A 21,867-nucleotide genomic window follows, 5' to 3' on the forward strand; every position below is an offset into this window, starting at 1 on the left:
TTGCAGACGAACAGTTATTAGTTTTCCCCCTACGTCTGACGCACGTCTGACGTGTTGAGTCCTAGTTTTACCGGCTGACGCGCCAGTGTTCACAGCGTATATCGACGTATACGCTCGCGCTGGAACCGCTCCGGGTCGATCTCTTCCCCGTCTATCTCGACTGACTCGCCCGAGGCGAGTTTCCCGAACTTCGGGCCTTCGGGGATACCGGCCGTTCGTGCGAGGTCCGGGTCGAACGCCGTCTCCCGGGCGACCAGTTCGTCCGCGTTTCGCTCGACGCTGTCGAAGCGCCGTTCGAGAATTTCGACGAGCGGGTCGATGATCGCTTCTAAGCCTGTCGTTGCCGGACAGACAATCGGTCCGGTGAGGACAGTCCCGTTTTGCTCGGTCGCGTACGCGATGGACTGGCGTTCGATAGTCTCACGCAGTGCCTCGCTATCGACACCGCGCACGTCCGAGATGAGTTCGTTCGGGAGGTCGATTACGGTCCATTCCCCGTCGTACCCGGACGCAAGCTCTCCGAACCTGAGACCATCGTCGACCGGTCTGATAGCGTCTTCCAGCGACTCGACGAAGCCTAGGTCGACACCGGTCGTCTCCCGAACGAACGTCTCGCTGACGACGCGGTAGCCCAGCGACTCGATCGCTGCCTGGAGGTCCGGCCGGTCACCCTCCATGAGGGCGTAGTCGGCCGCACTGGCCGCCAAAGCGCGTTCGAGAACGGCGTCGCGCTCCGCGTCGCTGTCGGCCCACTCTGCCAGCGCGTCCAAGGACCAGTTGGCGGCGATGTGGCCGACCGCCCAGTCCGTCTCGCGGACGACCCGCTCGAACCGCGGGGCGTAGTGGCCGCCGCCGACGCCGAGGAGGTGGCGCCGTGTCCCGTTCTCCCGCGGCTTGTCGGCCGGTTCCTCGGCGAGGTCCAGTATCGCTCTGGCGGCGGCCTCGGCGGCGTCGGGGTCCGCCCACTGTGGCTCCGCGCTGCCGACCTCGACGAACATCGACGGCACACCGACCTCCGTCGGACCGTGGTGGGTACACTCCATGCCGACCTCGTAGTCCGGCGGGGCGTGGCGCTGGAGCGCCGAAACCACGGCCTCGTGCGCACCGGGACAGGCGCGCGCGAACTGGCCGTCCTCGCCGCCGAACTCCGCGACGCCGAAGTTCCCGGTGTGGTGAGCCGTCAGGAGTTCGTCGGTCTCGCCGGCGTGTTTCGAGGCGAACACCAGCAGGTCCGGGTCGTCGAACGCCGCCGCGACGTTTTCGATGTCCAGATGTAACGCCTCGAACTCGCGGAGTTCGACGCTGTCTGTTCGGTAGACCGTTCCGCCGCCCTCGGCATCGGAGCGCGTCTCGTCGACGCTGGTCTCCCACTCTCGCAGGGAGCGCAGGTGCTCGCCGATATGGGTCGACGCCACGTCAGCGTGTGAAACAACGATTCCGAGCATCAGTCAGCGTTCTCAGGATGGATCGGCTCACGACCCATCGCGGACCGGACTGCGTCACCGGCCAGCCCGAACAGGTGTTTCAGCGCCTCGCGGCGCTGGACGAACAGTCCGACCCCGACAGCGACGTACAGCCCTGTGTACGCCAGCAGGAGGTCGTGACTCGATATCGGCAGGGCGAGGAGGTCCCTGATGATGGCGAACTCCAGAATCACCTGCGAAATGAACAGCGCAAACAGCCCGACCGCTTCGCGGATACTGATCTCGAAGTTGACCAGGATAGCGAGCGCGAAGAAGGACTGGGCCGCCGTAATCCAGATCTCCGCGCCCTGTCTGGCGTCGAACGGCAGGACGCCGTACCCGCCCAGTGCGATGGAGTACACCACCGCGATAGTCCCGATGAGCAGCGTCCACTGATTGAGCTTCGAGGAGATGAGGGCGTTGAACCCGGCCGTCGACCGGGCCTTGTTGACCAGCACGGCGACGACGATGAGTTCGGGCGACTCGCTGGCCAGCGGGGCGACCCACTGGATCATGAAGAACTCGGGGATGCCGTTCGCGACCCCGATTTCTTCGAGGCCGTGCGCGAAGGGCTCGACGGCCGTGAAAATCATCGCTCCGGAGTAACCAAACAGCGCCAGAACGGCAAGCGGTCGCCAGGGCAGCGACCACTCCTGGAAGTACTTCGGCACGCCGACGGTGTGCTCGCTGTGTTCGATGTCGGACTTGAGGACGAGGCCGATGTAGGCGACGTAGAGACCGACCAGAAACAGCGTATCGAAGATACCGATACCGCCGCCGAGGGGGACGAGAAACGCCCACATCGTCGCCAGAAAGAGGAAGGATATCTCGGTCGCGATGTCGGTGTCCAGTTGGACGGCGTCTCGCAGGAACCCGTCGCGCTTCGTGACTGCGGGGTCCCGCGTTTTCGCGGCCCGCCAGACCGTGAACACGGCGATGCCCGCCCAGCCGATGCCGATGAGGATGCGGTTCGCGCCGGTCATGTTGGCGATAGCCAGGTTCGCGTCGTGACAGGCCCTGGCCAGCGATGTCTCGCTGGCCTCGATAGCCTGTGCGGAGAGCTGGCTACAGGCCTCCGTCGTCGCGCCACCCGCCCCGGCGTTCCAGGCGTACAGCGCGTCGACGGCGTACTCGGGGGCGACGGCGAGAACGGCGAGGACGGCGATAGCGAACGACCGCGGCACGTCTTTCTCGGCCGTTTCAGCACCCCAGGCCAGGAGGAACGACGCCCCGAGGACGGCGATCCCGCTGACGGCGACGGTCGTCACGTTCCCGACTTCGGTACCAGTGACGAACAGATAGATCCAGCCGACAGTCAGAGAGACTGTCACTGCGACCTGCACCAGCGGGTGACGAAGGCTACTCACTAGCCCAAACGTAGCCGGGTCCGGCTGAAAAGCTTGCGAAAGGGCCGGCTGAGTACCCTGACCACTCGCGGGAGAGCGTGGCGTTCATACCACCGGGGGACGCTGGCGTTGGTATGGACGTTTACGGACTCATCGGAAACCCGGTCGGGCACTCGCTGTCGCCGCCGATGCACGAGGCGGGTTACGAGGCACTGGGACTTGACGCGCGCTACGTCACGTTCGAACCGTCGGTTGACGCCGGTGCCGAAGCCATCGGAGCGGCGGAGGCGCTCGGCGTCGACGGCCTCAACGTCACTATCCCGTTCAAGCAGGACGTGCTAGACGCCGTCGACCCCGCGCCGCTCGCCGAGCGCATCGGCGCGGTCAACACCGTCGATTTCAGCGGCGACACGCCGACGGGCTACAACACCGACGCGGTTGGGGCGGTCCGGGCGCTGGCCCACCACGACGTGTCGATGTCCGGCACGGCTGTCGTCGTCGGGGCCGGCGGCGCGGGCCGGGCTGTCGCATTCGGCCTCGCCGACGAGGGGCTGTCGGTGCGAGTCGCCAACCGCACCGAATCGAAAGCAGACGCGCTCGCCGACGAGGTCCCGGCCGCAACCGGCCACGGCCTCGACTCGCTCCCCGACCTGCTCGCGGACGCCGACATCCTCGTCAACTGCACCAGCGTGGGCATGGAGGAAGACGAGACGCCGGTCCCCGCCGATGCGCTGCACAGCGACATCGCGGTGCTCGATGCGGTGTACACGCCAATCGAGACCCGTCTGTTACAGGACGCGGCGGCCGCGGGCGCGACGACAGTCGACGGCGCGTGGATGCTCCTGTATCAGGGGGTCGAAGCGTTTGAACGCTGGACTGGCGAAGACGCGCCCGTGGACCGGATGAACGACCAGTTGCGCGAACACCTGTAGCGGAGCGGTCACCAGCAAGAGATTTGTGTGGGGGATAAATACGTTCATGTATGGGTCTGCTTCAGAAATTGAAATCCGCCCTCGGGCTTGACGGGACTGGGTCATCCGCGTCGGGAACCAATCGCGACGTGGACGTGACCGTCGAGCGAGAGCCCTCTACTGAAGACGAAGACGCTGTGAAGGGGACGAACACCGCGACGACTACCGAGACCCACACATCCGATACCGCGGACGGGGCTGGTGCCGAATCAGGGGACGGGAGTACGACGTCCGTTCAGACGGACGAGTCGGAGACCGCGGCGTCACCGACTGCGACCGACGACGAATCGGCATCTGCGACTGATGACTCTACCACAAAGGCCGAACCAGAAACGGCGGGCGACGACGAGGACAGCGATTCGGCGGCCACCGCTAGTGAGGACTCGACCGAGGCTGATGAGGAGCCAGCCGAATCCGACGAAGAATCGGCTGAGGCCGACGATGATGGAAGCACTGCGCCCGTTACGGATATCAAGGGCATCGGCCCCGCCTACGCCGACCGACTCGCCGAGATCGGTATCGAGACGGTGGGCGAACTGGCCAGCGGGGATGCAGCAGACATCGCCGCGGACACGGACCTCTCAGAGAGCCGCGTTTCGGGCTGGGTCGAGCGGGCCGAAGAGTTCTGAGAGCGTTTACGCCCCATCTCTGTGCGCCGAACCGCAAGGGAATTAGTCGCCGCACTGTTTTCGTTCGGTAATGCAATCGGTCGAAACCGACCGGACTGCGTTCACCGACCTCGCAGCCGACGCGCCCCCGGAGGCACGCGTCCCTGTCGAGGTTCGCGTGGACGTTGATGACCCGTTTCTCGCCTATCGCCGGGCACGCGACGAGACCGGCGGCGTGTATCTGGCGACCACCGGCGGCCAGTCGGGGTGGGGCTACTTCGGGACGGCCCCGGCGGATTTCCGCGAGGTCGATCCGAGGGAAGGCGGGACTCTCGCCGCGCTGACCGAGTTCCTCGACGGCGAGCGACTGGTCCGCGGTGACTGCGACGTGCCGTATCCCTGCGGGGCCGTCGGGTGGTTCTCCTACGACGTGGCGCGGGAACTGGAGTCACTGCCCGACAGCGCCGACGCCGACCGCGCGCTCCCGAACCTGCAGGTGGCTCGTTACGACCGCTTCGCCGCCTGGGAGGAGCCCCGCGGTGAGTCGGTGACGCTGCGCGTGACGGCCTGCCCGCGGGTCGGCGACTTCGAGACGCCAGAACTGGCCTACGAGTTCGGGAAGCAACACGCGCTGGACCTTGCTCGGGCGGCCGAACAGGGCGACCCCGCCGTCGAGGCCCCGCCGGTCGAGGCCGACGAAGCCACGTTCGAGAGCGACTGCACGCGCGAGGAGTTCGCCGAGCGGGTCCGGACGGTCAAGCAGTACATCCGCGAGGGCGACACGTTCCAGGCGAACGTCTCACAGCGCCTCCGCGCACCCGCCGCGGTCCATCCGGTCGAGGCCTTCGACGCACTTCGAACTGTGAACCCGGCACCGTACTCCGCCCTGCTCGAGTTCCCCGGTGTCGACCTCGTTAGCGCGAGCCCGGAACTCCTCTTGCGCCGCGACGGCGACCGGATCGAAACCGAACCCATCGCCGGCACCCGCCCGCGGGGTGAAACACCCGAGGCCGACGACCGACTGGAGGCGGACCTGCTCGACGACGCGAAGGAGCGGGCCGAACACGCCATGCTGGTCGACCTGGAGCGAAACGACCTCGGGAAAGTGAGCAAATTCGGGAGCGTCGAGGTGTCGGACTACCGGCGCATCGACCGCTATTCAGAGGTGATGCACCTCGTCTCGGTCGTCGAGGGCCGACTCCGCGACGGCGCGTCTCTGCAGGACGCTATCGCCGCGGTGTTCCCCGGCGGCACCATCACCGGCGCGCCCAAACCCCGGACGATGGAGATCATCGACGAGGTGGAGGCCACGCGACGGGGGCCGTACACCGGCTCTATCGGCCTGTTCGGTTTCGACGGCCGGGCGACACTGAACATCGTCATCAGGACCCTGGTCCGGTACGCCGAGGAGTACCACCTCCGCGTCGGTGCCGGGGTGGTCCACGATTCGGACCCTGACAGCGAGTATCAGGAGACACTGGACAAGGGCCGCGCGCTCGTCAACGCCGTCGACGAGGCGCTGGGGAGACGTGTCGACCTAGCGATGGAGGACCAGCAATGAGCGGTCATCGTAGCGGTGGCAGCGGGGACAACAGTGGGAATGGATCGGGAACGAATGCCCTCGCTCCGACCGTATTGGTCGTCGACAACTACGACTCGTTCGCGTACAACCTCGTCCAGTACGTCGGCGAAGTTGTCATCCGACTCGGCGGAACCGAGGACGACGTGGTCGTCCGGCGCAACGACGCCATCGACGTCGAGGATATCCGCGAACTGGACCCCGACGGCATCGTCGTCTCGCCGGGGCCGGGGACGCCCGAGGAGGCGGGCGTCTCGATACCGATATTCGAGGAACTGGAATATCCGACGCTGGGGGTCTGTCTCGGCCATCAGGCGCTGTGTGCGGCCAACGGCGCACCCGTCGGCCACGCCGAGGCGGTCGTCCACGGCAAGTCCTCGTCGGTTACCCACGACGGCACCGGCGTGTTCGAAGACATTCCGGACCCGTTCGAAGTCGGCCGCTACCACTCGCTAGCGGTCGACCGCGAGAACCTCCCCGACGTATTGATCGAGACGGCGTACACCGTCAACGAAGACGGCTCCACGAACACCGCTGCGACGCCAGACTCGTCCGAACCTGCCACCGCCGACGGCACGGACGAGTCCCAGGTCGTCATGGGCGTCCGCCACAGCAACCGCCCGCACATCGGCGTCCAGTTCCATCCCGAGAGTATTCTGACCGACCACGGCAAGACCATGATCGAGAACTTCTGCCTGCTATGCAATACCACGTAGACGGGGCGCTCGTCCCCGAAGACGAGGCGACGGTGTCGGTGCGCGACCGCGGGTTCATGTACGGCGACGCGGCGTTCGAGACGCTCCGGGCATACGGCGGCGACCCGTTCAAGTGGGAGGCCCACCGCGACCGCCTCCACCGGACGGCCGAGACGCTCGGGTTCGCCGACGCCGTGCCCGATGACCTCCGTGAGCGCGTCGACGAGACGCTCGCGGCCAACGACCTCGACGAGGCGTACGTCCGGCTGTCGGTCACACGGGGCGTCCAGCCCGGGAAGCTCACGCCGGGGAGCGATGTTGACCCGACGGTCGTCGTCATCTGCAAGGGACTTCCGCGGGGCGGGCTCGACGGCGAGCGCGTCTGGGACGAGCCGGCGTCGGTGCAGACGGTCCGGACCCGGCGGATTCCGAGCGAGGCGGTCCCGGCAGACGCGAAGACCCACAACTACCTCAACGGGATTCTCGGTCGGCTCGAACTCTGGAAAGCCGCCGCTGGCGGTGAACCAGCCGACGAGTGTCTCATCCGGGACACGGACGGGAACCTTGCAGAAGGGGCGACGAGCAACCTCTTTTTCGTCACGGACAACGGCCTCCGGACGCCGAGTACGGACCTCGACCTGCTGCCGGGGGTCACCCGCGACGTGGTAATGGACATCGCTCGCGGCGAGGAGTTCCCCGTCGAGACCGGTCACTACTCGCTCGATGCCCTGCGTGACGCCGACGAGGCGTTTCTCACAAACTCGACGTGGGAGATCCGCCCCATCGCGACCGTCGACGGTATCTCCGTGGGGAGCGGGCCAATGACGAAGCTCCTTCAGCGGCTGTTCGACGAGCGAATCGAGGAGCGGTACTACTGATCGCGCTGAAGGTAGTGGAAAGCGAGCCAGCGCTGGTCGCTGGCGTGCCAGCTGACTGGTGTCCGCGTCCGCGGTCTACTCGGGTGCGTAGCAGACCCAACTTGTCGCGGGAACGGTGATCTGGACCCAACTATCGCCGTTGGTCGAGATATTGCCCGCGTTGCCGCTGTAATCGTTGAGTGTCTGGTTCGTCCAGCTTGTGGGGACCCACTTGCTCCGCTGGCCGCTCGCACGGTTCAGGCCGACGAGGAGGTTCCCCTCTCGTTCGTAGACGTACAGGTCCTGGTCGACGTGGCGGGTCTGTGAGCCGCCGCTCGCGAGGTTGTTCCGGATCCAGAGGAGGTTCCGGATATCGTCGTCGTCGACGCTGATACGGTTGCTGTACACGCGTGGATACCCCTCGTACGTGAGGATGTAGGCGTATGCGAGTTTCTCGTAGTCCGGCGGCCCGCTGTCGTGGTTCGAGACGAAGGTAAACGCCTGGAACGGCGACTGATTCACCATGCCGGCGCCGTCGAGCGCCTGCATATCGCCGTCGCTGTGGAACGCCTCCTCTTTCATCGTGTAATAGAGCGGGTAGTCGGTGACGGACATCCCCGTATCGGCGTACCCCTGGCAGACGCCGATATCGCCGTCGAGCACCTCACCCACTGTCCAGAGATCGAGGTCGTCGGCCCACTGGTTCGCGTAGTCAGCGAAAAACGACTCGGGGACGTGTTTGGCGGCGTCCCAGCGAATGCCGTCGACGCCGAGGTCCGCGTACTTCTGGACGTAGGTCTGTAACTCGCCGCGGACGTACTCGGACTCCTGTTTCAGGTCCTTCAGCCCGACGAGCCAATCGTCCTCGACCGACTCGGGGTCGTCGTAGTTAATGCCGTCTTGCGGGTGGAAATCGCGTTCGCTGAATCGAGGGAGATCCTCGAACGTAATGCCCGGTGCGCCCCGGAAGTCGTCGTTTGCGGCCATGTGGTTGATGACCGCGTCGGCGACGACGTCGAGGCCCTGATTGTGGGCCTCCTGAACCATCGCCTCGTACTCGGCCTCTGTGCCGAACACGCTGTTGAAATCCGTCAGGTCGACGGGCTGATAGCCCAGTGGCGGGTCGGTGACGCCGTTTTGGTGGCTCCGGTCGAGGCGGCTCCGCTGGGCCGGTGGGACCTGAATCGTGTCGTAGCCCTGTTGTGCGACTGTTTCTAGCGTCGCTGTGATTTCTGTCCAGTCTGTGTGGTAGTACTGGTACACCGCGCTATCGCCGACAGCCGCGCTACTGCCGACCGATGTGGCGGTGCCGAATACTGCGGCACCGAGCGCTCCGAGTCCTTTCAGAACGGTTCGCCGAGACGCCTGCTTACTGCCGGTAATTCGGGTTCGGTTCATCTGCTCTCGAAAGTATGTTTCATGTTATCTACCATGCTTTTCCGCAAAAGATGATGAGATTCTACATCATAATAAATAGTTGGTATATGAGATTTATTATGTGTCAGAAATAGAGCATACCTGAACAGTAATACGGAGATTATACGGGGACTAAGTCACTATTTCTACCGCGTTTCCGGCTCCCGAAAGACACACTTCTACGTTCCTATTTTATTTGTGATAGATACCCGACTTTCTCACCAACCTCGAAGTAGTCCGTTCACACCACGTCTTCGCGTTCGACACCGTCGACAGCGAGAATCAGGTCGGGACCGTACGCGCCGGCGGGCGTCTGGAACCCGTCGGGTGCGTCACCGCTCAAGACCCGCTCGGTGATTTCGACCGCCGTCGCCGCCGTGAGGTCGTAGGTGTGTGGCCCTCGCAGTCGGGACTCGACGCGGTCGCCGTCGTCAGTTCTGGCTTCGCCCCAGACGAAACTGGGCACACTTGCGCGCTCTTCAGCGTCGGGTCCCTCGGTCGTCTGCTCGATGACCCACTTGAGCGCGGCTTTCACCGGCGGGAGACCGAGTACGGGCGCGAACAGCCCCGCAAACCGCTGCTGTCGGGCCGCCGACGGGGGCATCGACATGTACACGGTCACGTTCGGTATGCCGGTGGTGTGGTACGCCGTCGACACGTCGCCCCACGGGATCGAGACGGTGTTCATACCATCGTGTCCCCAGCCGAAGTCTATCTCGCGCGATTCGCTCCCGACGGTCACTCGCTCTATGCGGCCGTCGCGGCGCACCGCCCCGCCTGCGTCGATGTGTTCGACCATCGTCTTCGCGGTTCCCTTCGAGACGCCCATCTCCGCGTGAAACGCCAGCGCCAGCGTGTCGGCGTCGGGCAGCCGGTCGGCGAGGTGTGCAGCGAGGCAGTCCGTCGGGACCACGTCGAAACCGACACCAGGCAGGAGCATGATCCCGGCCTCCCGTGCTTCGCTGTCCCGCTCGTGGATGGCCTCAAACACGTCGAGCTCCCCGGTGATGTCCAGGTAGTGCGTCCCGGTTCGCAGGCAGGCCTCGACCATCGGCTCCCACGTCCGGCTGAACGGGCCGGCGCAGTGGACGACGGCGTCGGCGTCGTCGAGCAGCATGTCGAGCACTTTGGGTTCATCCAGCCCGACGACTTCGGACTCACAGCCGAGTTTGATCGCCTGCGTCGAGAGTTCGTCCCGGTTCCGGCCGGCCAGTACGGGCTCTAACCCCCGGTCGATGGCCGCCTGTGCGATGAGGTTGCCGGTGTAGCCGTACGAGCCGTAAATGACGACATCTCCCATGGCGTCGCGTTCGCAGCGTCCCCCGATAACAGTTGACACTGAATCGACAGCCTGGCCGGTGACCGCTGGCCGCTCACTTCACGAGAGCCTTGGCCGCGCTCTGGCCTCGCTTCTTACTGCTCGGTGCCGTTTCCGTCTGAGTAGCCCGTGGCGCTTCACGCGGTTACTCGCCGGGATCGGCGGTTTGAAACGGCTTACGTCCGTACGGATGCGTAGTATGGACGAGGACAGCCGTATCGTCGCGCTGGACGAGGTGCCCGCTGACGGAACCTTTCTGTTCACTGTTCGCGACGGCTTCGACACGAAGGAGGCGATTATCGTCGAGTTGTCCGACGCGGTCGTCGCGTTCGAGAACTACTGTCCACACTGGACAGACGTCCGACTCGACAAAGGCAGTGGGGCGACTGTTCGGAATGGGGAACTGGTGTGTGAGAAACACGGGGCGACGTTCGAATCCGATTCGGGGTTGTGCAACTACGGCCCTTGCGAGGGAGCGGTTCTGGAGGAAGTTTCGATTACCACCGAGGACGGCGTCGTCTACCTGACCGACGAGCGCTACGAGTTCGAAAACCAGGGGCCGTCCGGCGACCACGACCTCTCTTCGCGCGGTCGCATCGGCTTCTCGGGGAACTGAGCGGCTGGAATCGGCTTCTCCGGGACTCCGTACCGGTTAGCTGATCCGGTACGCCGGCTCCGAGACCGCTTCGCATTTACACTCCGGACACCGGCTCGGTCGGTTTGTCAGGTCGTCGAAGTCCGTGAAGCCGCACTCCTCGCACTCCGGCGGCGCGACGAGGAGCTGTTCGTCGGTCGATTCCAGGGATTTCGAAATATGCTCTACGTGCGTGAGCGCGTCGCTGGTCTGTATTTCGAACTCGTTCGCGATTGTCCCGGCGGCCATCGCTTCGTCGCGTAGTTGGTCAGCGATGCGCTGGCGCGTCGTCCGACTTGCCTCGCGCATGGGGGATGTTGGCATCCGATTGTTATAGGTTTTGTTCTGGACTCACTGCGACGCAGTGGTGCTCTCCCACGTTCCTGTCCCAGCCACGATACTTTATCACCGACGGCGGTGAATAGCGACACCCAATGTTCGACAGAATCCTCGTTCCGACCGACGGAAGCCCCGGTTCCGAGCGCGCGTTCGAGGTCGCCGCGACGCTCGCCAGCACTCACGATGCAGCCGTCCACGTCCTCTCGGTCGTCGACGAACACGGCCCCACGGACGACTGGGACTACGACGGCGACTCCCCAGCAGAAGCCTTCGTCGAGTCCCAGGCCGACCACGTCGACACCGAAGGCCTGTCCGTCACCGCCGCGGTCCGCGAGGGAGTCGTCCACGACGCGGTTCTCGACTACGGCGACGAGACCGATATCGACCTCATCGTCATGGGGACCCACGGCCGCACCGGTGTCCGGCGCTTCCTCCTCGGCAGCGTTACCGAGAAGGTCGTCCGCCTCGCCGACGTACCGGTCCTCTCGGTCAAAGCCGACGCGGAGCCGGGAACCGTCTCGTTCGACGACATTCTGCTCCCAACCGACGGCAGTAGCGGTGCGGAGGCAGCTATCGAACCGACGGGCACGCTCGCAAGCGCGACCGATGCCACCGTCCATCTCGTCTCGGTCGTGGATACGCGATCACTCGGCATCGATGTCGGATCGAGCGTTATCATCGACGAACTGGAGTCTGTCGCGACGGATGCCGTCGGGGATGCATCTGATCGGCTCTCCGGGATGGGAGTCGAGACCGTCGAGACAGCTATCACGCACGGTGTCCCGTATCGGGCCATCCTCGACGCCATCGAGGAGGCTGGTGCCGACCTCGTGGTCATCGGGACTCACGGTCGCACTGGTATCGACCGCTACCTGCTGGGCAGCGTCGCGGAGAAACTGGTCCGAACCTCGCCGGTGCCGGTGATGACTGTTCGAGCGCCGGACGCTGGTGATGAAAGCTAACATCGCTCTCGGTTATCCATCGGTGAAGTCAGGACCGCCCGGCGACACGGCCCTCGACCGACCTATCCGAAGTTCTCGACCTTCGCGTCGTCAGTGCTGACGCCGGCGGCCTCGAGCGCTTCCGCGGCGGCCTCGAGGAAGTCCGCGAAGCCGTAGATGAACACTTGACCGCCGTCCTCGACGGCCTCGGCGACCGGCTCAGTCAGGGGCTCGTCGTCGTCGATGACCGAGACGAGCGCCCCGGCCTTGGCGAGCGCGTCCAGTCGGTCCTCGTGGATCGGCGCGTCGTCCTGGTACACGACTGCGGCCTCGTTGCCGTCGTCCAGCGCACGCTCGGCGATCCCGACCGCCGGGCCGACCCCGGGACCGCCGGCGAGCACGACGACGCGGCTCTCGCCCTCGTAGTAATCCGAACCGAACGGGCCGGCGATGCGGACGCCGTCGCCCGCTTCGAGCGCGCCGAGTTGTGGTGCCAACTCGCCGTCGGGGTCGATACCGACAGTAATCTCGAACGCCTCCTCGACCGTCGGTGAGGAGATGGTGTAGAACCGCGAGATGTCTTCCCCGTCAACGGTCAGCGTCAGCTTGACGAACTGACCCGGCTGTGCGTCGAAGGCGTCCGGCGTCTCGAAGTCAATCGCCACGGTGTCTGGTCCGACGTCTCGGACGGCAACCACGTCGAGGACTCGTTCATCCATACCGGCAAGTGACCGTGACTGGGCAAGGGGGTTACGGTCGCGGAGTGTCACGTTATTCGGTGTTAATTGCCGGTTCTTTCCCACAGACGGGTTATTATGCCGGTTTTCACTCGAAACTACGGCGGAATTCACTCGAAACCGAGTAGTGCGCGCGCGGGCGGTTACGGAAGGCTTTTCCTGCCACGCTGGCTACCCGAGGGATATAATGCCAGAGGACCTGAACTGGGCCATCGGCGGCGAAGCCGGCGATGGAATCGACTCCACCGGGAAGATTTTCGCGCAGGCACTCTCCCGGGCTGGTCGACACGTCTTCACCTCAAAGGACTTCGCCTCCCGCATCCGCGGCGGGTACACTGCCTACAAGGTACGGACGTCAGTCGACCGGGTTGAGAGTGTCGTCGACCGCCTGGACATCCTGATCGCACTCACCGAGCGCACCATCCACGAGAACGAGGACGAACTCCACGAGGATTCCGTCATCATCTACGACGGCGAGCGCTCGACGATGCAGGACGTGGAAGTGCCCGGCGACGCGACGGCACTCGAAGTACCGCTGAAACGACTCGCCGAGGACGCGGGTGGGGCCATCATGCTCAACGTCGTCGCCCTCGGTGCGGCGTGTGAGGTCACCGGCTTCCCCATCGAGAACCTCGACGAAAGCCTCGAAAAGCGCTTCGGCGACAAGGGCGAGGCCATCGTCGAGAACAACAAGGAAGCCGCCCGGAAGGGACAACACTACGTCCAGGAGGAGTACGGCGAGTTCGACTACGACATGGAGACCACCGACGAGGACTACGTGCTCCTCAACGGCGACGAGGCCATCGGCATGGGCGCTATCGCCGCCGGCTGTCGCTTCTACTCCGGCTACCCCATCACACCGGCGACGGACGTGATGGAGTACATGACCGGCCGCGTCGACCAGTTCGGCGGCAAGGTCGTCCAGGCCGAGGACGAACTCTCCGCCATCAACATGGCCCTCGGTGCGGCCCGCGCCGGTGCCCGAGCCATGACCGCTACGTCCGGTCCGGGTATCGACCTGATGACCGAGACGTTCGGGCTTGTCGCCACCAGCGAGACGCCGCTGGTCATCTGTGACGTGATGCGTTCCGGTCCCTCGACCGGGATGCCGACCAAGCAGGAACAGGGCGACCTCAACATGACGCTGTACGGCGGCCACGGCGAGATTCCGCGCTTCGTCGTCGCGCCGACGACCGTCTCGGAGTGCTTCTGGAAGACCGTCGAGGCGTTCAACCTCGCCGAGAAGTACCAGACACCGGTGTTCCTCGTTTCGGACCTCGCGATGGCCGTGACGGAACAGACGTTCTCGCCCGACACCTTCGACATGGACGAGGTCGAGATCGACCGCGGGAAGGTCGTCGACGAGGACGAGATCGACACCTGGCTGGACGAGAAGGGCCGTTTCCAGGCCCACTTCGCGGCCGCCGACGGGGTTTCGCCGCGTGCGTTCCCCGGCACGACCGACGGCGCGCACATGACGACCGGCCTCGAACACGACGAACTCGGTCGCCGGACCGAGGACACGGACGTGCGCATCGAACAGGTCGACAAGCGCCAGCGGAAAGTCGAGACCGCCCGCGAGCAGGAAGACTTCGACTACCGCGAGTTCGGCGACCCCGACGCCGACACCCTCGTCATCTCCTGGGGCTCCAACGAGGGGGCTCTGCGCGAGGGGCTGACACTGCTGGAGGAGGACGGCTACGACGTGCGGTTCCTCTCGGTGCCGTACATCTTCCCGCGGCCGGACCTCTCCGAAGAGATCGAAGCCGCAGAGGACGTCATCGTCGTCGAGTGTAACGCCACCGGCCAGTTCGCGGACGTCATCGAACATGACGTTCTCGAACGGGTTCAGCGCATCAACAAGTACAACGGCGTGCGGTTCAAGGCAGACGAACTGGCGACAGAGATCAAGCAAACGCTTGACACACCCGCGGAGGCAACACAATGAGTTCCGACGTTCGCTTCACAGACTTCAAATCCGACAAGCAACCGACCTGGTGTCCCGGCTGCGGTGACTTCGGGACGATGAACGGCATGATGAAGGCGCTGGCAGAGACGGGTAACGACCCCGACAACACCTTCATCGTCGCCGGTATCGGTTGTTCCGGCAAAATCGGGACGTACATGCACAGCTACGCGCTTCACGGCGTCCACGGCCGCGCCCTGCCGGTGGGCATCGGCGTGAAGATGGCCAACCCGGACCTCGAAGTGATGGTCTCGGGCGGCGACGGTGACGGGTACTCCATCGGTGCCGGCCACTTCATCCACGCCGTCCGCCGGAACGTCGACATGAGCTACGTCGTGATGGACAACCGAATCTACGGGCTGACCAAGGGGCAGGCCTCGCCGACCTCGCGAGAGGACTTCGAGACATCCACCTCGCCCGACGGTCCAAACCAGCCGCCGGTCAACCCGAAGGCGCTGGCGCTGGCCTCTGGTGCCACGTTCATCGCGCAGTCGTTCTCCTCGAACGCACAGCGTCACGCCGAGATCGTCAAGCAGGCCGTCGAGCACGACGGCTTCGGCTTCGTCAACGTCTACTCGCCGTGTGTGACGTTCAACGACGTCGACACCTACGACTACTTCCGCGACGCCATCGTGGACCTCGACGACACCGACCACGACCCCGCGGACCGCGACCAGGCCAAGGACAAGATCCTCGAAAGCGACAAGGAGTACATGGGCGTCCTCTACCAGGACGAGGACTCCGTCCCCTTCGAGGAACGCGAAGGCGTCGAAGGCTCGATGGCCGAGATCCCCGACGGCGCGCCCGAGGGCGCGATGGATCTCGTCCGCGAGTTCTACTAGTACCTTTTTCGACGGGGGGTTCGCGCTCGCCACTGGCGAGCGCTCAACCCCCGCCCAAAAATCTACGCTAAAAAGGCGACTTCGCGGCGCGCCGCGAAGTCGTGAAACGGCGGCCTGCGGCCGCCGTATACTGGTGGTTCTATTTGAACCGGTAACAGTGACGGTTTCTCAGTAGTAAATCCCAGGGCCGAGTTGAGTCGAGTGCAACGCTACCGAATGGTTTTATTTATGACAGCTGAATGGGCAGTGTACGGAAATGGGCGGCACACTCGACTACGACGAGGCGGAAGCCCGGCAAGAGGAAGCGATATACAGCACGCCGGCGGCCGTGGCGCGACGGGAGCGAGTACGGGACCTGTTCGCGCCCGAACCAGGCGACAAGGTTCTCTCTATCGGCTGTGGGCCGGGCTTTGAGCCGGCAGAGATCGGCTGGGCGGTCGGCAATGCGGGACACGTTCACGGTATCGACCGGAGCAAGGCGATGCTCGAACTCGCCCGAGCGCGCTGTGCCCCGCTACCGCAGGTGACTCTAGCACAGGGAAACGCCGATGACCTCCCAGTGGCCGATGGATCGGTTGACGCGGCCGTCGCAGTACAGGTGTTTGAGTACCTCGAATCGGTTGATTCAGCGCTTTCGGAACTGGCCCGCGTCCTCCGACCCGGCGGGTCTGCCGTCGTCTGTGACGCCGACTTTTCTTCGCTGGTGTGGCGCAGCCCCAATCCCGAGCGAATGGCACGCGTTCTCGATGCCTTCGACGACCACTGCCCGCACCCGCGGCTGGGCTCCCGCCTCGCCCCGCACCTCCGCGGGGCCGGACTGACGATTGACCGGGTCGAACCGAACGCCATCGTCAACACCAGCCTCGACGACACCTTCGCGGCCCACCTCATGGCGTTCATCGAGGACTACGCGGCCGACCACGAAGCTATCGGGCCAACAGCGGCACAGGCCTGGGCCGATGACCTCCGAGAACAGGCGGCCCGCGGGGAGACCTTTTTTAGTTTCACGCAGTACTGCTACCTCGTTCACAAGCCCGCGTAGCGGTCTCAGTGTCCCGACCACAGACTGTGCTGTGGCCTTGACTCACACACACAATAGTATCGGGTTCGGACCCATATGCCGGTATCCCCAATGTGAGGTATGTACGTCTTCTGGCACCAGCGTGATCTCCGGATACCGGACAACCGGGGGTTGACTGCCGCCGCCGCAGACGACGAGGTGTTGCCGGTGTACGTTCTCGACACGGACCTGCTGTCAAGCGCCGGGAAGCGACAGCGGGCGTTCCTCCTGGCCGGCGTTCGAGCGCTGAAACAGGCCTACCGGGACCACGGCGGGGACTTGCTCGTCAGGGAGGGCTCTGCCGTCGATGTGCTCTCGGATATCGTCAAGGAGTACGACGCTAGCAAGGTGTACTACAACGAGCACTACCGGCCCGCGCGGCGGAACCGTCAGCGGCGGGTCGACGAGGCGCTCCCGACGAAGTCGCTGACCGACCTCGTACTCGTCGACCCGGCGGGGCTCGATAGCCAATACGAGAACCACAGCCGGTTCTACGACGACTGGCAGGCCCACCACAAGCTACCGCCGGTGGACCGGCCGGAGGCGGATTCGCTCGTCGACGTCTCGGAGCCGACGACGGCTCCGGCCATCGATACGGATATCGACCTGCCGACGCCCGGCTACGAGGGCGCACGAGAGCGGTTCGACGATTTTCTCGCCGGCGGCATCGAGACGTACAACGATACCCGCGACGACATGCAGGCCGCCGTCGAGCGGCCGACCAGCGCCGTCTCGCGCATGTCGTCGTACCTCGCGGCCGGAATGATTGGCATCCGCGAGATGTGGCGCGACGCGTCCGACCGCCACGCCGAAGCCACCGGCGACGCCCAGCGGAACATCCAGAAGTACCGCTACGAACTCTCCTGGCGCGAGCAGAACTACCATCTACTGTACTACAACCCCACATTGCTGTCGGAGAACTACAAGGCGTTCCCGAACCCCATCGAATGGGAAAACGACAAGGACAACGTCGGGGCCTGGAAGCGTGGCGAAACGGGGTATCCGTTCGTCGACGCTGGCATGCGCCAGCTCGAACGGGAGGGATACATCCACAACCGACCGCGTCAGAACGTCGCTTCCTTCCTCACGAAGCATCTCCTCGTGGACTGGCGCGAGGGGGCCCGTCATTTCCGCCGGAAGCTCGTCGACCACGATCCCGCCAGCAACGCCGCGAACTGGCAGTGGACAGCATCGACCGGGACCGACTCCGTGGACGTACGTATCTTCGACCCGGTCGCACAGATGAGCAAGTACGACAGCGGGGCGGACTACGTCACGGAGTATGTGCCAGAGCTTCGCGACGTTCCGGCGAACAAAATCGTCGACTGGCCGACGCTCTCGGACGGCGAGCGCGAGGAACTGGCACCGGAGTACCCACATCCAATCGTCGACCGGAACGCCGCCTACGAGCGAGCCCAGCGCGTGTTCCAGACGGCGTTGGGGAAGCGCTGAGGGAGGGGCGAGGGAAGTGGCGCTACGCTCTGTACTGTACGAGGAGATAGGCCGCCACTGCAACGGAACCGGTGACCCCAGTAAGCCAGATATCCGTACTCAGATACAGTCCCGGCGTCGGCGGGTGGTACTGCGTCAGCGGCCACAGCACTTCGTAGGACCGCCCAGAGGCTTTCAGCAGGAGCGCATCGGCAAACAGGTGACTGGCCGCTCCGAGCGACAGCAGACCGAACACGCGGCGTCGGTCGGAGCGGTTCACTACGACCACGCCGACGAGGACGGCGACGAGAGCGCCGCCGAGCGTATGGACGCCCAGCCAGTCGAACGGGATATCCAGTGCTGCCTCGACGGTTGCAGCATCCACGAGAAGCTTGATCTTCGCCATGTCCGGGATGAACGCGCCGGCCATCCCAACGGTGACGTACTCCCCAGAGAGCCAGTCGTACCGCAGTGACAGGAGGGTACAGATGGTGAACGCGATGAAAGCGTGCGAGAGTAGATCCGGCATCAGGCACGCACCTCCCGCATCATCGTAAGGAGCGCTCGTATCGGCCTGAGCGGCTCTTCACGCCGGCACAGTGCCCCCGTTTGCCAGTCAAGCCGCCAGCCACAGATCAGTCGCCCGAGGGTCCACAGGCCAGCGAGGGCGGACACGAGGTACATCGCAGCGTAGTTCATCGCCGGGACGCTCACGCTGTTCTCCGCGGTGATAGTCCGGTCCGAGCCGAGCGTGCCATACACCTGCAGCGATTCGCCTTCGGCGACGGCTGTGTCGACGTTCCGGACCGTGACTGTGAGCGTCCCGCTGTGGCGCTCGCCGCCAGTAGCGTACTCGTACTCGACGGCGATTTCGACGGGGCTGGTCCCACTGACCGTGCCGGTCACCTGAACGTACTCGCCGACGTGGCTGTCGTAGTCCTCGGCCAGTGCGTCCTCGGCTGGGTAGTCACCCAGCGCCGGAGCGGGCGTGGCCGCACCGAATCCGACCATGAGCGCGAACAGCACGGCCAACAGTCCACAGATAGCGACGACCCTGCCCACCCACGAGTGAAGCATTCAAATTCCGGTGCGGGCGGCGGGATATAAACTCTGGCGCTTGGGTCGAGTCGCTGTCGTTCGTGCGCCTACTCGGGCTTGCCGGGTAGGACGTCCGGGTCGCCGGAGCGGTAGATGTACTCGACAGCGACGCCGGTCAGCGGCGAGTCGGCGGCCGTCGCGTACGACTTCGCGAGGTCGAGATACTGTTCGGTCACGTCGACGACGCGCCGATAGGCGGCTTCGTCGTCGGGCGCGAGCAGGTACTCGGCGGTGACTGGCGTCAGTTGCCCCTCCGCGCGGTCGTCCTCGTAGTCGTCGACATCGTCGAGCCACACCTGCGCACCGATGATGGCGAGGACGATGGCCTTCGCGAACTCGTCGTCGATATCGAGGCCGGCGAGTCGGTAGAGGTCCAGCATCCCGTCGTAGAGGACGCCGACGCGGGCGTACTGGGTCTTGCTGTAGGGGAGTTCCTTTTCGGTCTCGGTGAGTGTCGCCGGCTCCTCGTCGTACTCGGCGAACTTGTACTCCTCGCGGATATCGGTCAGAGAGTCCTCGTCACCGTCCTCGGCCGCGGTCATCAGCTCCCGGAAGTAGCCGTCGCGGTCCTGATGGGCCTCGCTGTAGTCGACGGCCCACTGGTAGGCGTTCTCGACGACAGGTGGCATATCCTCCAACAGGCCGTCGAGGTGGGACTGTAGCGCGGATTGGGCGACCTCGGCGACGCGGCGGCGGTCGGCTTCACTCGCGTCAAAGTCAACCTCGAAATCTTCGAACTCGTCGTCGTTGATGGCGTCGCGCATGTCGCCGTCGATGAGCGCCTCGATGGAGAGGCGAGTCATCTGCTCGGCGCGGACGACCATCTCGCGGGGCGCGAGGTCCTGTGCCGGCCCCTTTTCCAGTGCCGTCTCGTCGACAGTCGGCACGCCGTCGGCGATAGCGTCGATAACGGGGTCGCCGGGTGCCTGCTGACGGGCGTTGCGGTAGACGTAGCCGAGCGTCAGCTGCGCGGGCAGGATGAGCTTCGTGTCATAGGAGAACTCGACCGGACGGCCGAACTCGTCTTCGAGGGCGTCCTCGATGCGGTCGGTCACGTCGTCGACCATCGCCTCGGTGCGGTCGTCGATCTCGGATTTCAGCGAGAGGCTGCCGGCGTCGAACACGCCGGTGTCCGCGTAGTATCCCAGTACTGCCCGTACGGCCGTGGGAAGCCGCCGCCTGTCCGCGAGCACGCCCGCGCCTGTCTTGAACATTGTATGTCGCCCCGGGTGTTCCCGTCATGGTAGTGGGGCCGTCTTTACCCTTTCGAGACCGCCCTCGGTGTATTCGGAAAGACTGATTACCGACAGGGAATACCCACAACCATGCGCGAGCGCTTTGACGTGGTGATAGCCGGAGCCGGGCCCGCTGGGGCGCAGTGTGCCCGTGATCTAGCGGAGCGAAACTACGAGGTGCTCGTTCTCGAAACCGAGTCCGAAGACGAGTTCCCGCGTCAGAGCAACAAGTCCACCGCCGGGACGTTCATGTCGGCGATGACGGGCTTTGCGATTCCCGATGACGTGGTGATGAACTACACGGACGACGTCGTGCTCGAATCCCCCAACGACCACTACGTCCGCAATCAGACCGGGGCCGTCCTGGAGTTCGCGGAGTTCAAACAGTGGCTCGTCTCGGAGGGTCGGAGCAAGGGTGCGACCTACCGCTTCGACGCCCGTGTCTCAGCACCGATCATGGAGAACGGGGAGATCGTCGGCGTCCGGTACGACGGCGACGAGGAGGTGTACGCCGACATCGTCATCGACGCCACCGGCCCTGCCGCGCCACTGGCGAAGAAACTCGACGTGTGTAACCTCAAGCGGGATCATCAGGCTATCGGTGTCGAGTACGAGTTCGAGGGCGTCGAAGTCAACCACGACGGCTACGCCGACCTCCGGGACGCGATGATGCTCCGCCTGGATCACGACCTCGCCCCGGGCGGCTACTCCTGGATTTTCCACACCGGCGACGACACGGCGAAGGTCGGCCTCTGTTACATACAGAACGGCTCCCACCAGAAGTACGCGAAAGACGGGATGGGCATCGACGACTATCTGGAGTACTGGCTCGATTCGGACCCCAGATTCGACGAGGCCGAAAAGATCGAGGGTACGCAGGCCCACCGCGGGTCGGCCCACATCCAGCCGCCTGACTCGATGAGCACGGACAACTTCATGGCTATCGGTGACACCGTCCCGACCGTCGACCCGCTGTGGGGCGAGGGCATCCACAAGGGGATGAAATCGGCCCGCGCCGCCGCCGCGACAGCCGATTCGGCGCTCAAGCCCGACGAACCCGACACCTCCGCGGAGAACCTCTCTGTCTACGATCAGCTCTGGCACAGCGAGGTGGCTCCGAAACACAACGCCCGCCTGATGATGACGGAACTGCTGTATCTCGCTCCGAACGACCGGTACGATCAGCTGATGGACGACCTCCGGAGTACCGGACAGGACACCCTCAGACAGATCAACGGCGGCGACCGTCGGGCGATTGCGAAGCTCACCCACCTCTCGGATATGCCGATTCTCGTCGAATACGCGCGCCGTCGCCTCGATATTTGAAGCGA

Annotated in this window: 21 protein-coding genes; 12 read left to right on the forward strand and 9 right to left on the reverse strand. The window is 64.7% G+C overall.

What is annotated here, in order from left to right; translation table 11 throughout:
• Positions 1–89: 89 nt before the first annotated feature.
• Together VI340_RS05990 and VI340_RS05995 are read right to left on the reverse strand one after the other, a co-directional pair.
• Entirely contained in the window at positions 90–1,445 is a 1,356-nt protein-coding gene (locus VI340_RS05990) for a D-aminoacyl-tRNA deacylase (protein WP_336358004.1), read from the reverse strand.
• Positions 1,445–2,806 (reverse strand): sodium:calcium antiporter, encoded by a 1,362-nt coding sequence (locus VI340_RS05995; protein ID WP_336358187.1) that lies wholly within the window; start codon positions 2,804–2,806, stop codon positions 1,445–1,447. Before VI340_RS05995 ends, VI340_RS05990 begins: the two co-directional genes overlap by 1 nt.
• 137 nt (positions 2,807–2,943) lie before the next feature.
• On the opposite strand from VI340_RS05995, the gene VI340_RS06000 reads away from it, so the two are divergent.
• The 5 genes from VI340_RS06000 (at position 2,944) to VI340_RS06020 (ending at position 7,540) form a co-directional block, all read left to right on the forward strand.
• On the forward strand, positions 2,944–3,741 hold the full coding sequence (locus tag VI340_RS06000; RefSeq protein ID WP_336358005.1) for a shikimate dehydrogenase: 798 nt from the start codon (positions 2,944–2,946) through the stop codon (positions 3,739–3,741).
• Positions 3,742–3,791: 50 nt separating this feature from the next.
• Complete coding sequence (locus tag VI340_RS06005; RefSeq protein WP_008309421.1) at positions 3,792–4,409, forward strand: helix-hairpin-helix domain-containing protein; 618 nt, start codon at positions 3,792–3,794, stop codon at positions 4,407–4,409.
• A gap of 70 nt (positions 4,410–4,479) precedes the next feature.
• Positions 4,480–5,949 (forward strand): aminodeoxychorismate synthase, component I, encoded by a 1,470-nt coding sequence (pabB, locus tag VI340_RS06010; protein WP_336358006.1) that lies wholly within the window; start codon positions 4,480–4,482, stop codon positions 5,947–5,949.
• Complete coding sequence (locus VI340_RS06015) at positions 5,946–6,683, forward strand: anthranilate synthase component II (protein WP_336358007.1); 738 nt, start codon at positions 5,946–5,948, stop codon at positions 6,681–6,683. The genes pabB and VI340_RS06015 overlap by 4 nt, the downstream gene beginning before the upstream one ends.
• Entirely contained in the window at positions 6,668–7,540 is an 873-nt protein-coding gene (locus VI340_RS06020; RefSeq protein ID WP_336358008.1) for an aminotransferase class IV, read from the forward strand. The genes VI340_RS06015 and VI340_RS06020 overlap by 16 nt, the downstream gene beginning before the upstream one ends.
• Before the next feature lie 75 nt (positions 7,541–7,615).
• Here the strand turns inward: VI340_RS06020 and VI340_RS06025 are convergent, their stop codons facing one another.
• Positions 7,616–8,917, reverse strand: coding sequence for an alpha-amylase domain-containing protein (locus VI340_RS06025; RefSeq protein WP_008309416.1), 1,302 nt, complete (start codon positions 8,915–8,917; stop codon positions 7,616–7,618).
• 259 nt (positions 8,918–9,176) lie between these two features.
• The gene (locus tag VI340_RS06030; RefSeq protein WP_336358009.1) at positions 9,177–10,235 is read right to left on the reverse strand and encodes a saccharopine dehydrogenase family protein; all 1,059 of its coding nucleotides are present in this window, start codon (positions 10,233–10,235) and stop codon (positions 9,177–9,179) included.
• A 217-nt stretch (positions 10,236–10,452) separates the two neighbouring features.
• On the opposite strand from VI340_RS06030, the gene VI340_RS06035 reads away from it, so the two are divergent.
• Positions 10,453–10,869 (forward strand): Rieske (2Fe-2S) protein, encoded by a 417-nt coding sequence (locus VI340_RS06035; RefSeq protein ID WP_008309414.1) that lies wholly within the window; start codon positions 10,453–10,455, stop codon positions 10,867–10,869.
• A gap of 36 nt (positions 10,870–10,905) precedes the next feature.
• Here the strand turns inward: VI340_RS06035 and VI340_RS06040 are convergent, their stop codons facing one another.
• A complete protein-coding gene (locus VI340_RS06040) occupies positions 10,906–11,196 on the reverse strand; it encodes a transcriptional regulator (protein WP_004592932.1) in 291 nt (96 codons plus the stop codon).
• Between the two features lie 125 nt (positions 11,197–11,321).
• Between VI340_RS06040 and VI340_RS06045 the strand changes: the two genes are divergently transcribed.
• Complete coding sequence (locus VI340_RS06045) at positions 11,322–12,188, forward strand: universal stress protein (protein ID WP_336358010.1); 867 nt, start codon at positions 11,322–11,324, stop codon at positions 12,186–12,188.
• Between the two features lie 62 nt (positions 12,189–12,250).
• Here the strand turns inward: VI340_RS06045 and VI340_RS06050 are convergent, their stop codons facing one another.
• The gene (locus tag VI340_RS06050) at positions 12,251–12,886 is read right to left on the reverse strand and encodes an FAD-dependent oxidoreductase (RefSeq protein WP_008309412.1); all 636 of its coding nucleotides are present in this window, start codon (positions 12,884–12,886) and stop codon (positions 12,251–12,253) included.
• Positions 12,887–13,091: 205 nt separating this feature from the next.
• Here VI340_RS06050 and VI340_RS06055 point away from each other — a divergent pair, with 205 nt between their 5' ends.
• From VI340_RS06055 to VI340_RS06070, 4 genes are all read left to right on the forward strand, one after another.
• On the forward strand, positions 13,092–14,852 hold the full coding sequence (locus VI340_RS06055) for a 2-oxoacid:acceptor oxidoreductase subunit alpha (RefSeq protein WP_008309411.1): 1,761 nt from the start codon (positions 13,092–13,094) through the stop codon (positions 14,850–14,852).
• Complete coding sequence (locus VI340_RS06060; RefSeq protein WP_008309410.1) at positions 14,849–15,712, forward strand: 2-oxoacid:ferredoxin oxidoreductase subunit beta; 864 nt, start codon at positions 14,849–14,851, stop codon at positions 15,710–15,712. Before VI340_RS06055 ends, VI340_RS06060 begins: the two co-directional genes overlap by 4 nt.
• Positions 15,713–15,968: 256 nt before the next feature.
• Positions 15,969–16,754 carry a class I SAM-dependent methyltransferase gene (locus tag VI340_RS06065; protein ID WP_336358011.1) on the forward strand — a complete coding sequence of 262 codons (786 nt, stop codon included), beginning with the start codon at positions 15,969–15,971 and terminating at the stop codon, positions 16,752–16,754.
• 99 nt (positions 16,755–16,853) lie between these two features.
• Positions 16,854–18,224 carry a cryptochrome/photolyase family protein gene (locus VI340_RS06070; RefSeq protein WP_336358012.1) on the forward strand — a complete coding sequence of 457 codons (1,371 nt, stop codon included), beginning with the start codon at positions 16,854–16,856 and terminating at the stop codon, positions 18,222–18,224.
• 22 nt (positions 18,225–18,246) lie between these two features.
• On the opposite strand, the gene VI340_RS06075 is transcribed toward VI340_RS06070, so the two are convergent.
• The 3 genes from VI340_RS06075 to VI340_RS06085 form a co-directional block, all read right to left on the reverse strand.
• Positions 18,247–18,732, reverse strand: coding sequence for a metal-dependent hydrolase (locus tag VI340_RS06075; RefSeq protein ID WP_008309403.1), 486 nt, complete (start codon positions 18,730–18,732; stop codon positions 18,247–18,249).
• A complete protein-coding gene (locus tag VI340_RS06080; RefSeq protein ID WP_336358013.1) occupies positions 18,732–19,280 on the reverse strand; it encodes a hypothetical protein in 549 nt (182 codons plus the stop codon). The genes VI340_RS06075 and VI340_RS06080 overlap by 1 nt, the downstream gene beginning before the upstream one ends.
• A 68-nt stretch (positions 19,281–19,348) precedes the next feature.
• Positions 19,349–20,515, reverse strand: a complete 1,167-nt coding sequence (locus VI340_RS06085; RefSeq protein WP_008309399.1) for a hypothetical protein — start codon at positions 20,513–20,515, stop codon at positions 19,349–19,351.
• 111 nt (positions 20,516–20,626) lie between these two features.
• Between VI340_RS06085 and VI340_RS06090 the strand changes: the two genes are divergently transcribed.
• A complete protein-coding gene (locus VI340_RS06090; protein WP_336358014.1) occupies positions 20,627–21,862 on the forward strand; it encodes a digeranylgeranylglycerophospholipid reductase in 1,236 nt (411 codons plus the stop codon).
• Positions 21,863–21,867 lie beyond the last annotated feature (5 nt).

The organism is Haloarcula sp. CGMCC 1.6347, from assembly GCF_037078395.1.
Classification (GTDB): domain Archaea; phylum Halobacteriota; class Halobacteria; order Halobacteriales; family Haloarculaceae; genus Haloarcula; species Haloarcula amylolytica.

Bases quoted from the DNA above. Each gene is read 5' to 3' on its own strand.
- VI340_RS05990 (WP_336358004.1), bottom strand. From the start codon at position 1,445: ATGCTCGGAATCGTTGTTTCACACGCTGACGTGGCGTCGACCCATATC.
- VI340_RS06000 (WP_336358005.1), top strand. From the start codon at position 2,944: ATGGACGTTTACGGACTCATCGGAAACCCGGTCGGGCACTCGCTGTCG.
- VI340_RS06005 (WP_008309421.1), top strand. From the start codon at position 3,792: ATGGGTCTGCTTCAGAAATTGAAATCCGCCCTCGGGCTTGACGGGACT.
- pabB (WP_336358006.1), top strand. From the start codon at position 4,480: ATGCAATCGGTCGAAACCGACCGGACTGCGTTCACCGACCTCGCAGCC.
- VI340_RS06015 (WP_336358007.1), top strand. From the start codon at position 5,946: ATGAGCGGTCATCGTAGCGGTGGCAGCGGGGACAACAGTGGGAATGGA.
- VI340_RS06020 (WP_336358008.1), top strand. From the start codon at position 6,668: ATGCAATACCACGTAGACGGGGCGCTCGTCCCCGAAGACGAGGCGACG.
- VI340_RS06025 (WP_008309416.1), bottom strand. From the start codon at position 8,917: ATGAACCGAACCCGAATTACCGGCAGTAAGCAGGCGTCTCGGCGAACC.
- VI340_RS06030 (WP_336358009.1), bottom strand. From the start codon at position 10,235: ATGGGAGATGTCGTCATTTACGGCTCGTACGGCTACACCGGCAACCTC.
- VI340_RS06035 (WP_008309414.1), top strand. From the start codon at position 10,453: ATGGACGAGGACAGCCGTATCGTCGCGCTGGACGAGGTGCCCGCTGAC.
- VI340_RS06040 (WP_004592932.1), bottom strand. From the start codon at position 11,196: ATGCGCGAGGCAAGTCGGACGACGCGCCAGCGCATCGCTGACCAACTA.
- VI340_RS06045 (WP_336358010.1), top strand. From the start codon at position 11,322: ATGTTCGACAGAATCCTCGTTCCGACCGACGGAAGCCCCGGTTCCGAG.
- VI340_RS06050 (WP_008309412.1), bottom strand. From the start codon at position 12,886: ATGGATGAACGAGTCCTCGACGTGGTTGCCGTCCGAGACGTCGGACCA.
- VI340_RS06055 (WP_008309411.1), top strand. From the start codon at position 13,092: ATGCCAGAGGACCTGAACTGGGCCATCGGCGGCGAAGCCGGCGATGGA.
- VI340_RS06060 (WP_008309410.1), top strand. From the start codon at position 14,849: ATGAGTTCCGACGTTCGCTTCACAGACTTCAAATCCGACAAGCAACCG.
- VI340_RS06065 (WP_336358011.1), top strand. From the start codon at position 15,969: ATGGGCGGCACACTCGACTACGACGAGGCGGAAGCCCGGCAAGAGGAA.
- VI340_RS06070 (WP_336358012.1), top strand. From the start codon at position 16,854: ATGTACGTCTTCTGGCACCAGCGTGATCTCCGGATACCGGACAACCGG.
- VI340_RS06075 (WP_008309403.1), bottom strand. From the start codon at position 18,732: ATGCCGGATCTACTCTCGCACGCTTTCATCGCGTTCACCATCTGTACC.
- VI340_RS06080 (WP_336358013.1), bottom strand. From the start codon at position 19,280: ATGCTTCACTCGTGGGTGGGCAGGGTCGTCGCTATCTGTGGACTGTTG.
- VI340_RS06085 (WP_008309399.1), bottom strand. From the start codon at position 20,515: ATGTTCAAGACAGGCGCGGGCGTGCTCGCGGACAGGCGGCGGCTTCCC.
- VI340_RS06090 (WP_336358014.1), top strand. From the start codon at position 20,627: ATGCGCGAGCGCTTTGACGTGGTGATAGCCGGAGCCGGGCCCGCTGGG.